The sequence below is a fragment of the Mesorhizobium sp. W016 genome, from assembly GCF_054719485.1.
Window position 1 is genome coordinate 4403137 of record NZ_JBTTIF010000002.1, and the last position, 12457, is coordinate 4415593.

General features: G+C 62.6%; 11 protein-coding genes and 1 tRNA gene. 7 read left to right on the forward strand and 5 right to left on the reverse strand.

The annotated features are described in order from the left end of the window. Positions 1-16: 16 nt before the first annotated feature. Complete coding sequence (locus ACYG9V_RS21920) at positions 17-463, reverse strand: iron-sulfur cluster assembly scaffold protein (protein WP_352765289.1); 447 nt, start codon at positions 461-463, stop codon at positions 17-19. Between the two features lie 241 nt (positions 464-704). Here ACYG9V_RS21920 and folE point away from each other — a divergent pair, with 241 nt between their 5' ends. The 3 genes from folE to ACYG9V_RS21935 all read left to right on the forward strand — a co-directional run bounded on the left by folE (position 705) and on the right by ACYG9V_RS21935 (position 2890). After that, complete coding sequence (gene folE / locus ACYG9V_RS21925) at positions 705-1340, forward strand: GTP cyclohydrolase I FolE (protein ID WP_023710658.1); 636 nt, start codon at positions 705-707, stop codon at positions 1338-1340. 35 nt (positions 1341-1375) lie between these two features. After that, the gene (hisI, locus tag ACYG9V_RS21930; protein ID WP_023695458.1) at positions 1376-1834 is read left to right on the forward strand and encodes a phosphoribosyl-AMP cyclohydrolase; all 459 of its coding nucleotides are present in this window, start codon (positions 1376-1378) and stop codon (positions 1832-1834) included. Positions 1835-1918: 84 nt separating this feature from the next. Next, positions 1919-2890 (forward strand): patatin family protein, encoded by a 972-nt coding sequence (locus ACYG9V_RS21935; RefSeq protein WP_023667624.1) that lies wholly within the window; start codon positions 1919-1921, stop codon positions 2888-2890. 15 nt (positions 2891-2905) lie between these two features. Here ACYG9V_RS21935 and recJ read toward each other — a convergent pair whose 3' ends face one another. The 4 genes from recJ to ACYG9V_RS21955 all read right to left on the reverse strand — a co-directional run bounded on the left by recJ (position 2906) and on the right by ACYG9V_RS21955 (position 8020). Then, complete coding sequence (gene recJ, locus ACYG9V_RS21940) at positions 2906-4690, reverse strand: single-stranded-DNA-specific exonuclease RecJ (RefSeq protein ID WP_352765288.1); 1785 nt, start codon at positions 4688-4690, stop codon at positions 2906-2908. Between the two features lie 247 nt (positions 4691-4937). Next, on the reverse strand, positions 4938-6251 hold the full coding sequence (locus ACYG9V_RS21945) for a homoserine dehydrogenase (RefSeq protein WP_352765287.1): 1314 nt from the start codon (positions 6249-6251) through the stop codon (positions 4938-4940). Between the two features lie 50 nt (positions 6252-6301). After that, entirely contained in the window at positions 6302-7519 is a 1218-nt protein-coding gene (locus ACYG9V_RS21950; protein ID WP_023681615.1) for an LL-diaminopimelate aminotransferase, read from the reverse strand. A gap of 90 nt (positions 7520-7609) precedes the next feature. Further along, the gene (locus ACYG9V_RS21955) at positions 7610-8020 is read right to left on the reverse strand and encodes a hypothetical protein (RefSeq protein WP_352765286.1); all 411 of its coding nucleotides are present in this window, start codon (positions 8018-8020) and stop codon (positions 7610-7612) included. 97 nt (positions 8021-8117) lie between these two features. Here ACYG9V_RS21955 and phaC point away from each other — a divergent pair, with 97 nt between their 5' ends. The 4 genes from phaC to ACYG9V_RS21975 all read left to right on the forward strand — a co-directional run bounded on the left by phaC (position 8118) and on the right by ACYG9V_RS21975 (position 12438). Beyond that, on the forward strand, positions 8118-9953 hold the full coding sequence (gene phaC / locus ACYG9V_RS21960) for a class I poly(R)-hydroxyalkanoic acid synthase (RefSeq protein ID WP_352765285.1): 1836 nt from the start codon (positions 8118-8120) through the stop codon (positions 9951-9953). Positions 9954-10313: 360 nt separating this feature from the next. After that, positions 10314-11435: a D-Ala-D-Ala carboxypeptidase family metallohydrolase gene (locus ACYG9V_RS21965; RefSeq protein ID WP_245261858.1), complete on the forward strand. Its 1122-nt coding sequence runs from the start codon at positions 10314-10316 to the stop codon at positions 11433-11435. A 323-nt stretch (positions 11436-11758) separates the two neighbouring features. Continuing rightward, a tRNA-Glu gene (locus ACYG9V_RS21970) sits at positions 11759-11833 on the forward strand. 140 nt (positions 11834-11973) lie between these two features. Further along, positions 11974-12438: a hypothetical protein gene (locus ACYG9V_RS21975; protein ID WP_352497769.1), complete on the forward strand. Its 465-nt coding sequence runs from the start codon at positions 11974-11976 to the stop codon at positions 12436-12438. Positions 12439-12457: the final 19 nt, after the last annotated feature.

Below are 12457 nucleotides of genomic sequence, written 5' to 3' on the forward strand. Positions count from 1 at the left end.
CCGTCATGTACCAACATCACGCTGCTTCTTCTGCGCGTTTCTTCTCGATTTGACCGATGGCATCGACGACCGCATCGAAGGTCAGCATGGTCGAGGCATGGCGCGCCTTGTAGTCGCGCACCGGCTCCAGATATCTCAGATCGGCAAAGCGGCCTTGCGGCGGCGCGCCGTTTTCCTTGAGCATCTTCAGCATGGTGTCGCGCACCGCCCGCAATTCGTCGGCGCTGGCGCCGATGACATGTTGAGCCATGATCGAGGACGAGGCCTGGCCGAGCGCGCAGGCCTTCACGTCATGCGCGAAATCGGTGACGACGCCATTGTCCATCTTGAGGTCGATGGTCACCGTCGAGCCGCACAATTTGGAATGGGCCTTGGCACTCGCATCCGGATGATCGAGCCGGCCGATGCGTGCTATGTTTCCGGCAAAACCCAGAATTTTCGCATTGTAGACGTCGTCAATCATATTTTTCCAATCCGTCGCCGCCAAGCGAACAGCGATTGCCGTTGTACCGTCTTTCATTCGCTGCGTACGACCATATATAATGGTGGCAGTCGGGTATCGACAAGGCAACGCAAAGCCATCGTCCTTGCCCATTTCGTTCACGCCGCTTGCGGGCTGGAAACCGGGCGAGTTTTCAGCACCCGAAAGGTCGTGGTCCGTTCAACTCGTTCCTCCTGAGAGAGGAACTACGGGAGACGCCTTTATGGATGCCGTCATCAAGAAAATCATGCCCCCTTCCGACTATCTGGACAGGCCGGTCACCGACAGGCCGAGCGAAGCCGAGGTCGAGGCCGCCGTGCGCACGCTGTTGCGCTGGACCGGCGACAATCCGGACCGCGAGGGCCTGATCGACACGCCCAAGCGCGTCACCAAGGCCTTTCTCGAAATGTTCAACGGCTATGACATGTGCCCGGCCGAAGAGCTCGGCCGCACCTTCGAGGAAGTCGCCGGCTATGACGATCTCGTCATCGTCAGGGATATCCAGTTCCACTCGCATTGCGAGCACCACATGGTGCCGATCATCGGCAAGGCGCATGTCGGCTACCTCCCGGACGGCAAGGTCGTCGGCCTGTCCAAGATTGCCCGTGTGGTCGATATCTTCGCCCATCGCCTGCAGACTCAGGAGGCCATGACCGCACAGATCGCCGGCGTCATCCAGGACGTGCTCAATCCGCGCGGTGTCGCCGTCATGATCGAGGCTGAGCATATGTGCATGGCCATGCGCGGCATCCGCAAGCAGGGCTCCACCACGCTGACCTCGACCTTCACCGGCGTGTTCAAGGACACGCCCGAGGAACAGGTCCGTTTCGTCACCATGGTGCGCGGCCTCGGGGCGTAAGCCCCTCGCCGGCATCGCTAGATCAAGGACCGGCGATGTCGGCACTAACATTTCCCAAGGCTCCATCAGACAAGAAGGCCCTCGAAGAAGGCGCGGTGTTTTCCCCGCGTTTCGATGCTGCCGGGCTGGTCACCGTCGTCGTCACTGACGCCGCTGACGGTATGCTGCTGATGGTCGCGCATATGAATGCCGAGGCGCTGGCGCTGACGCTCGAAACCGGCATCGCGCACTACTGGTCGCGCTCGCGCAGCACGCTGTGGAAGAAGGGCGAAACATCAGGCAATTTTCAGACCGTCGTCGAGATGCTCACGGATTGTGACCAGGACGCCATATGGTTGCGCGTCAAAGTGTTGGGCCACGACGCAACTTGTCACACCGGCCGGCGTTCATGTTTTTATCGGACGGTGGGGCTAATCGGCGGCAAGGCAACGCTTGCCGACGATGGCAGCACGCCGCTGTTCGATGCGGAAAAAACCTATCGGAAGCCCGCGTGAACCATTCAACAGTCGCAAACCACTCATATTCACTATTCTCAAACGTCCTTCCTGTAGAACGGACGCGGGACAAGGGAGATCATGATGCTCGAGTGGGCGTCATTGCGTAGCAGACCGGACGTGCGGGAGGCCAATGGCCCCTCATCGTCCGGCGGCGTGCCTGACCCGCAACCCGCGGGCAAGACAGGCATTTCGCTCGCGCTGGGCGGCGGCTGCGCACGCGGCTGGGCGCACATTGGCGTGCTGCGCGCGCTCGACGAAGCCGGCATCGAAGTCTCAATGATCGCCGGCACCTCGATCGGCGCGCTGGTTGGCGGCTGCTATCTCGCCGGCAAGCTGGACGAACTCGAGGAGTTCGCCCGCAGCCTGACCAAGCGGCGCATCTTCGGCCTGCTCGATCTCAATCTGCGCGGCAGCGGCCTGTTCGGCGGCATGAAACTGGACGTCAGGCTGCGCGAGCACATGGCAGGCATCCGCTTCGAGGATCTGACGAAACCCTTCGTCGCCGTTGGCGCCGAAATTCGCACCGGCCATGAGATCTGGCTGTCCAGCGGTTCGCTGATCACCGCGATGCGGGCTTCCTATGCGCTGCCCGGCGTGTTCGAACCGGTGAATTGCAACGGCCGCATTCTGGTCGACGGCGCGCTGGTCAACCCGGTTCCGGTTTCGGTCTGCCGCGCCTACGAGCAGCCGCTGGTCGTCGCGGTCAACCTTCACTACGATCTGTTCGGCCGCGCCGCCGTCATCAAGCACAGCGCCGGCGAACTGCTCATCGAGAAGGACGCGCCCCGGCCAGGCCAGGCCAGCCCCGACCACCAGCCGCACCAGAGCCGTCTCGGCATCACCGGCGTCATGGTCGAAGCCTTCAACATCATCCAGGACCGGATTTCACGCGCGAGGCTGGCGGGCGATCCGCCCGACATGTCGCTGCAACCGAAACTCAGCCATATCGGCTTGACCGAATTCCACCGCGCGGATGAGGCGATCAGCGTCGGTTACCAGGCGACGATGGCGCAGATCAGCGAGTTGAAGCGGCTGCAGACGGTCCTCGCTTAAACCAATTAGGCAATGTCAGGCTTTGGCCGCATCGGTGATGCGGAACTGCACCGTGCGGTTGCCGTTCCAATAATTCCCCGACAGCGAGCCGGCTACATGGATCGTGTTGCCCCTGTTCTTGAACAGGAATTCGCCCAGCGCGGTATCGACGGATCGAAAGGCGATGCCCTGGATGCGGCCGCCGCTTTCCGACTGCAGATCAGCCCGGATGTGGTTGGTGCCGACGGCCCGCGCGTCGGCCAGCCGATGGCGCGGCAGCGCGAACACCGGCGCGACATGGCCGGCGCCGAAAGGCCCGGCCTTTTCCAATGCATCGAGCAAAGCAATCGTCGCGCCCTCGGCGGCGAGCGCGCCGTCGACGGCCAGACTTTCTTCGTCCTGCAGCCGGAACACTTCGGTCGCCGCGCGCTCCTCGAAGAAAGCACGGAGTTCGCCGAGCTTGGCGCGTTCCACCGTGATGCCGGCGGCCATGCCGTGGCCGCCGCCCTTGACGATCAGCCCGGCATCGGCGGCTGCGCGCACCAGCCGTCCGAGATCGAAGCCCGACACCGAACGGCCAGAGCCGGTGCCGATGCCATTGGCGTTGAAGGCGATGGCGAAGGCCGGCCGCCGCGCATGGTCCTTCAGCCGCGAGGCGATCAAGCCGACAATGCCGGGATGCCAATTGGTGCTGGCGGTGACGATGATGGCCGGCCCGTTGCCGCCGGCAAGTTCGGCGTCAGCCTCGGCGCGCGCCGCTGCCAGCATCTCCAGCTCCATCTGCTGGCGTTCCTGGTTGAGCCGGTCGAGTGTCTCGGCAATGGTCCCGGCCTCAACCGGATCGTCGGTGGCGAGCAGCCGGCTGCCAAGTGCTGCATCGCCGATGCGGCCGCCGGCATTGATGCGCGGCCCAATCAGATAGGCGAGATGAAAGGTGCTTATCGGCTCACCGATGCGGGACACCCGCGCAAGTGCGGCGAGCCCCTCATTCTTCTGCTGCCGCGCCATCTGCAGTCCCTTGACGACGAAAGCGCGGTTCACGCCGATGAGCGGCACCACATCGCAAACCGTGGCCAGCGCCGCCAAGTCGAGCAACGACAACAGGTCCGGTGGCGCTGCGTCGGGCAATCGACTGCGCAGGACCCTCGCCGTCTGCACCAGAGTGAGGAAGACGACACCGGCGGCGCACAGATGGCCTTGCCCGGAAAGGTCGTCCTCGCGATTGGGATTGACGACCGCGGTCGCCTCCGGCAGCGGGCCGCCGACCTGATGGTGGTCGAGCACCACCACATCGGCGCCTGCGGCCTTGGCGGCATCGATGGAGACAGCGCTGTTGGTGCCGCAATCGACGGTGACGATCAGCGTCGCGCCGCGCGAGACCAGTTCGCGCATAGCCTCCGGATTGGGGCCGTAGCCCTCGAAGATGCGGTCGGGAATGTAGATCTCCGAAGGCACCGAGAAATGGGTCAGGAAGCGCTTGAGCGACGCCGAAGAGGCGGCGCCGTCGACATCGTAGTCGCCGAAGATTGCCACCTTCTCCTTGGCCATGACCGCTTCGGCGATGCGGGCCGCAGCCTTGCCCATGTCGGTCAGCGAAGCCGGATCCGGCAACAGATTGCGGATCGTCGGATCGAGGAAGCGCTCGGCCTGGTCGGCGGTGACGCCGCGCCCGGCGAGCACGCGCGCCACAATGTCGGGCACGCCGTGGCCCTGCGCTATGGCCACCGCGGTCATGTCCTGCCGATCGCTCAAACGGTGTTCCCAGGAAACACCGGTCGCCGACTGCCTGACATCGAGGAAGAGGCGTTTGTCGCCCGTCATAGGAGGCGTAATCTATAGATTGTCATTTCCGGCAATATGCGACGGCTAAACAGGAAAGTCTCAACTTTTCCACATCCTGGAGAAGCGCCTTGACCTCGCGGCTCATGCCTCCGCCAGAGCCCGATGATGACTAGTGGGTTCGACCTGAAATCTCAATCCGGCTCCAAATCAAAGAGATAGAACATTATGGCGTCCGAACCACTTTTCAACAGGAATATCAATCGGTTAAGGAGAAAAATGACTTGACCTAACCAGCGCGTTCAATGCGGATAACCTGCGGCTTGTCTGTGAGGTGGCCGTCCTTGGTGATGCCGTCGACAGCCTTGCGCACGGCCGCTTCCGTGGTCTCGTGGGTAACCAGGATCACCGTCTTTTGCGCGTCCGTCTCGCCGCTGACGGCATGCTGGACGATCGATTCCAGCGAAATGTCGTTGTCGGCCATGCGCTTGGCGATCGCGGCGAAGACGCCGATGCGGTCGTGCACGGTCAGTCGGATGAAATAGCCGCCGGCATGGCTGCGCATCTGCGCCTTCTTGTAGGGCCGCAGTTCCTTGGCCGGCAGGCCGAACACCGGACCGTGCTGGAAGCCCGGCCGGCTCTTGGCAATGTCGGCGATATCGCCGACCACGGCGGACGCGGTGGCGTTGCCGCCGGCACCGGGGCCGGAGAGCAGCAGCTCGCCCAGAATGTCGGTTTCGATGGCCACCGCATTGGTGACGCCATGCACCTGTGCGATCACCGACGCGGTCGGCACCATGGTCGGGTGCACTCGCTGCTCGATGCCGCTGTCGGTGCGCTGCGCGACGCCGAGCAATTTTATCCGGTAGCCAAGGTCGCCCGCGGCGCGGATATCGGCCTGGCTGATATTGGAAATGCCTTCCATGTAGATGTCGTTGGCGGCGATCCTGGTGCCGAAGGCCAGGCTGGTCAGGATCGACAGTTTGTGCGCCGTGTCATGGCCCTCGATATCGAAGGTTGGGTCGGCCTCGGCATAGCCGAGCCGTTGCGCGTCCTTCAGGCACTCGTCGAAGGAAATGCCCTCGGCCTCCATGCGGGTCAGGATGTAGTTACAGGTGCCGTTGAGGATGCCGAAGACGCGGGTGACCGAATTGCCGGCCATCGCCTCGCGCATCGTCTTGATGACCGGGATGCCGCCGGCAACTGCCGCCTCGTAGTTGAGCAGCACGCCCTTCTTCTCGGCGATTTCGGCAAGCGCCACGCCGTGCTTGGCCAACAGCGCCTTATTGGCGGTGACGACATGACGTCCGGCTTCAAGTGCTGCCTTGACCGACGCGCGCGCTGCCCCTTCGTCGCCGCCGATCAGTTCGACGAAGACGTCGATATCGGCGGCCTGAGCCATGTTGATCGGATCGTCGAACCATTTGGCGGCGCTGAGGTCGACGCCACGGTCGCGCTTGGGATCGCGCGCGGAAACGGCCGTGACGATGACATCGCGTCCGCACTGGCGCGTCAGCTCCGCTGCCTTGTCGCGCAGCACGCGCGCCACCGAGGCGCCAACCGTACCCAGACCCGCAATTCCAACACGCAACGCTTCAGCCATGCCCGGCTACGCCCCTCAAAAAATCTGCTCGAATAAGATGTGCGGCGACTTTAGCGATGCGCGGCGAGCGGCACCACATTGTTCGGCTGCTTGGCGCTGGACGCCAGGAAGCGCTTGATGTTGCGCGCCGCCTGCCGGATCCGGTGCTCGTTCTCGACCAGCGCGATGCGGACATGATCGTCGCCATGCTCGCCAAAGCCGATGCCCGGCGCCACCGCCACGTCGGCGTGCTCGATCAGGAGCTTGGAAAACTCAAGCGAGCCGAGATGCTTGAACGGCTCCGGGATCGGCGCCCAGGCGAACATCGAGGCAGCCGGTGCCGGAATGGTCCAGCCGGCGCGGCTGAAGGCGTCGACCATGACGTCGCGGCGCTTCAAATAGACCTCGCGCACTTCGGCGATGTCGGCGCCGTCGCCATTCAGCGCATGCGCCGCCGCCACCTGGATCGGCGTGAAGGCGCCGTAGTCGAGATAGGACTTCACCCGCGTCAACGCCGAGATCAGCCGCTCATTGCCGACGGCAAAGCCCATGCGCCAGCCGGGCATGGAGAAGGTCTTCGACATCGAGGTGAACTCGACGCAGACATCGATGGCGCCCGGCACTTGCAGCACCGAAGGCGGCGGATTGCCGTCGAAATAGATCTCCGAATAGGCAAGGTCCGACAGGATGATGATGTCGTTCTTCTTGGCGAAGGCGACCACGTCCTTGTAGAAATCGAGCGAGGCGACCAGCGCCGTCGGGTTCGACGGATAGTTGAGGATCAATGCCAGTGGCTTCGGGATCGAATGACGGACACCGCGCTCGAGCGCCGGGATGAAGCCGTCATCCGGCTCGACCTGCAGCGAACGGATGACGCCGCCCGACATGATGAAGCCGAAAGCATGGATCGGATAGGTCGGGTTGGGGCACAGGATCACGTCGCCCGGCGCGGTGATCGCCTGCGCCATATTGGCGAAGCCTTCCTTCGAACCGAGCGTCGCCACCACCTGCGTGTCGGGATTGAGCTTCACGCCGAAACGGCGCTGATAATAGGCGGCCTGGGCGCGGCGCAGACCTGGGATGCCGCGCGAGGAGGAATAGCGATGCGTGCGCGGATCGCGCACCACTTCGCACAATTTGTCGACGATCGCCTTCGGAGTCGGCAGGTCGGGATTGCCCATGCCAAGGTCGATAATGTCAGCGCCGCGCGAACGGGCGCTGGCCTTCAGCCGGTTGACCTGCTCGAACACGTAGGGCGGAAGCCGGCGGACCTTGTGAAATTCTTCCATGTCAGTTCCAGACGATTTAAGATTGGCTTCAGCACAGTTGGCTTGGCTAGGCGCCCTTGGCAAAGACCGCTTTCGGCGCGCGATATAGCCTTATTTGCAGGTAGGGTCGAGGGCGGGATCGCATTTGGCTTCGATCTGCTCCAGCGTGTCATTGCCATGGTTCTTCGCCAGCGAATTCAGCGCCGCCGGGCTGGTGGACGGGGCACCGCCGCCGCCCTTGGCCACTTGCCCCTGCTGTTCGCCCTTCAACTGGGCAAGCTTGGCCTGCGTCTCCTCAGGGGTGAGCTGCTTTGCCGCCACCTGCGGTGGGATGTTGAGATTGGGATAAGAGCCGGTGTCCTGCGCGCCCTGGGTCAGGCCGACATTCATCCCGTTGCCGGTGTTGGCGCTCGTGCAGCCACTTGCCGCCAGCAGCCCTGGCGTCAGACAGGCGATTGCAACCGCGACGCGGCAAAAGCGGCCTGCCCCCGAAAAAATGGTCTCGCCGGTGTTAATCGTCATATTGTTTTCCTGGCAGCCGGGGTACAGCGCATTGGACCCGGTCAGATGTCCCATGATAATATGTCAAGAAAACGCCTCGGGAGGAACCCCGCGAGCCATGTCCAAAACACCTGATTGGAGCAAAGCGGAAGATGATCAATCTTCGACCGTCGAGCAATATCTGGTGAAAGACCCGGAACGCTTCGCGTTGAACATGGCGCGTATGGTCGAACAGGCCGGCAAAGCCGCCTCGGCCTGGGCCGAGCCGCGCGAAAAAGGCGAGGTGCGCGATCATGTCGCCGAACCCGTGGTCGACATGGTCAAAACCTTTTCCAAGCTCAGCGAATATTGGCTGGCCGACCCGCAACGCGCGCTGGAAGCGCAGACGCGACTGTTCGCCGGCTACATGACGGTCTGGGGCAACGCCATCCAGAAGGTTAGCCCGAATGCCGAAGCGCCGGACGATGCGGTCAAGCCCGAGCGCGGCGACAAGCGTTTTCAAGACCCCGAATGGGGTCGCAACGCTTTCTTCGATTTCCTCAAACAGGCCTATCTCGTCACCTCGCGCTGGGCGGCCGACCTGGTCGAGCACGCCGAAGGCCTCGACGACCACACCCGCCACAAGGCGAGCTTCTACGTCAAGCAGGTGTCCAATGCCATCTCGCCGTCGAACTTCATCCTGACCAATCCGGAGCTGTTTCGAGAAACCGTCGCCTCGAATGGAGAAAACCTGGTGCGCGGCATGAAGATGCTGGCCGAAGACATCGCCGCCGGCAAGGGCGACCTGAAGCTGAGACAAGCTGACTATTCGCCCTTCGAGATCGGCAAGAACGTCGCGACATCTCCCGGCAAGGTGGTCGGCCGCAGCGATGTCGCCGAAATCATCCAGTACGATCCGACGACGGAGACGGTGCTCAAGCGCCCGCTGCTGATCTGCCCGCCCTGGATCAACAAGTTCTACATCCTCGATCTCAACCCGCAAAAGTCCTTCATCCGCTGGGCGATCGAGCAAGGCCATACCGTGTTCGTCATCTCCTGGATCAATCCCGACGAGCGGCACGGCGCCAAGGGCTGGGAAGCTTACATACGGGAGGGCCTGCAATACGGCCTCGACACGATCGAGAAGGCGACCGGCGAGAAAGAGGTCAACGCCATCGGCTATTGCGTCGGCGGCACGCTGCTGGCGGCCGCACTCGCACTGCTGGCACAGGAAGGCGACAACCGCGTCAAATCGGCGACCTTCTTCACCACGCAGGTCGACTTCACCCATGCCGGCGACCTGAAAGTCTTCGTCGACGAGGACCAGGTGGCAGCGGTCGAGAAATCGATGAACGAAAAGGGCTACCTCGACGGCACCAAGATGGCGACCGCCTTCAACATGCTGCGCTCGGGCGACCTGATCTGGCCTTATGTCATCAACAATTACATGCGCGGCAAGGATCCCCTTCCCTTCGACCTGCTCTACTGGAACGCCGATTCCACCCGCATGGCGGCCGCCAACCACTCCTTCTACCTGCGCAACTGTTATCTCGAGAACAATCTGACGCGTGGCGTGATGGAACTCGCCGGCCGCACTTTGTCGCTGGCCGACGTCACCATCCCGGTTTACAACCTGGCGTCGAAGGAAGATCACATCGCGCCGGCCCTTTCGGTGTTTCTCGGCTCGCAATATTTCGGCGGCGACGTCGAGTTTGTGATGGCTGGTTCCGGCCACATTGCCGGTGTCGTCAACCCGCCGGCAGCCAAGAAATACCAGTACTGGACCGGCGGCAAACCGACAGGCGATTTTGACCAGTGGCTCGCCTCGGCGGTGGAGCATCCCGGCTCCTGGTGGACGCACTGGCAGCACTGGATCGAAACCCAGGACGACACCCTCGTTCCGGCCCGCAAACCGGGCAAGCATATGAAAACCCTGGGTGATGCCCCCGGCACCTATGTGAAGGTCCGCGTGTAACGGCCGGCACCTTTTGCAGGTGCCTGTGTGTAACGGAATGTAATGTCTGGTGAGTTGACGGGCCGGCAAAACGGGGCGAAATGGTGTCGTCAACCTTCAAGAAGCCTCAATTGGCCTCCAACGAGCAAATAATTCAGAGGCTTGCAGAATTGACACAAGTCTCGTTTCCGGTTTGGGAACACAAGGTTATTGGATGTGAACGTTTCGACGCCGCACCAATAGCAGGCCGACCGGACACCGAGGGGGAATTTAGTTTTGAAATCAGTAGGATCGCGTCTCGCGGGGAGAGAAGGTCGCACTATAGCGGCAGCGCTTTTCTCCGTGCTTCTGGCGTCCTGCACCTCCGCTGGCGACCCCACAATGTCCGCCGGCATGCCTGGCTACAACGCGACCGCTTCTGACATCGCCGCGGCTTCCGGCGCCAGCCCTGCGGCGCCGGGCGATTCGACCGTGCAGGTCACATCCACCGGGCCGCAGATGATGATGACGGCAGCGGGCGATGCGACACTGCCCGAGCAGGTCGCCTATGTGCCGGTGGCCAAGCCCGGCACCGGCTTCCCGGTCAATGTTCCCGCCGGCTCCGAAACCATTGTCGGCCAGACGCCGCAGTCGCTGCAGCAGTCAGCACAGACCGCGGCCGCAACGGACGCCGTGGCGCAGAAGATCGCCGCCGCCGATGCCGGCGTGACCGCACCGAAAGCGACGGCAGCGGCACCCGCGACCAACGAGGTCTACGTGACCGCCGCGCCCCAGCAGATCGACACGCCGAAGAAGGGCTTCCTGGCCTCACTGTTCAGCACCACGCCAACCTCGGCGGCACCTGCTCCGCTGGTCAACTCGCGCTCGGGCGAACAGCCTGCGGTTGCTTCCCAGAAGGCCGTCCCGGCAAAGCCGATCATCACGCTAGCGTCAGCCAATTCCGCCGACAAGCCCTTGCAGCTTGCCTCGCTTGGCAACGAGAGCAACCACATCACCGGCAGCGATGCCTTGCCCGGCGTGCGCCAGACGGCGCTGTTCGAGATCAAGCGCAAATCCGGCCTCGACGATGAAAGCGACGTCGACCTGAACGAGGACGAGGGTTCGGGCGGCGCCTATCAGGTGGCTTCCGCCGCCGGCCTCGCCCGGCTGGCGCCCAATGGCCTGTTGAAGCAAAACGAGAGCGTCGACGTCGCCTGCCTGAAGCCGTCGCTGGTGCGTGTGCTGAAGACCATCGAAGGCCATTACGGCCGCAAGATGATGGTTACATCAGGCTACCGCGACCCGGCCCGCAACCGGCGCGCCAACGGCGCCAAGAATTCGCTGCACATGTATTGCGCCGCCGCCGACATCCAGGTTCCCGGCGTCTCCAAATGGGAACTGGCGAGCTACATCCGAACCATGCCCGGCCGCGGCGGCGTCGGCACCTACTGCCATACCGAATCCGTTCACGTCGACGTCGGCCCCGAGCGCGACTGGAATTGGCGCTGCCGCCGGCGGGGGTAGCATCCCCATTCGGCAAACGGGCCGAGGGGCTGTTAGCAGCCCGCCGTTTTTTCCGATTAGCTATCAGCGACGTTCGAGATTAGCCGAGGCACCCGCGACTTCGTCATCCTATGGCGAAGCAAGGAGCGCAGCGACGCAGCGCAGACCATAGGATGACGACTGCGCGGCGCGTTCATCCAAAGATGTGCAACGACGCGAGGCCAGAAACCTGCGCTGGCTCACCAAACTGGCTTTTCTTGCCCCTCTTGAAAAAAGTTTCCGCATCTGGCGGCTGATGGGTTGCCGGTTGGCAACAACGCAATTATAAGCCGCTTCGTCTGAGCGCGCCCATCGTCTAGCGGTTAGGACACCGCCCTTTCACGGCGGTAACAGGGGTTCGATTCCCCTTGGGCGTACCAGCAAAATCAATCACTTACTGTGGTTTTGTTCGGATACATCAAATATCCGTCGAATATACGCCTGCGAACAGCGGCGAACAGATTCGGCCGAATCCGGCTCCCCTCACCCACCAAACCGTGAAAATGGAAAGGACCGTGCCATGGTTCTGAGCGATCTCCTGTTTTTCTCGCCCGTGATCCTAGGCGGCGTCGGCATGATCCTTTCGAAGCTGCCCGACATAATCGACGCCATCACCGGCGATGATCAAGCGCCCTTCGAACGTTTCATGATGGATGCCGGCCGGCGCGGCCTCACCTATTCGGATTCGATGCGCGAACTCGATATCCGGACGATCTTCGCCCGGCTTCGCCGCGAGGCCAGCGACGCCGTCGCCATCGATATCCAGAATTGGAAACCCATCTTGGACTCCGCAGTAGAGCGCTGCCTTCGGGATAACCCAGAGCATGCCCGCGAACTTATGGGGATGATAGCGGGGCTATCGTATAGCCACATCCTTTACGAGGCCGAGGCCGCCATGGTCGACGACACCTTCAAGGACTTTCGCCGGCGGCGTAGCGGCTTCACCGTAGACCAGAAAGCGGCGTTGCGCGTAGCCAGAATATGAGCTGCAGCCAAAACTCTTC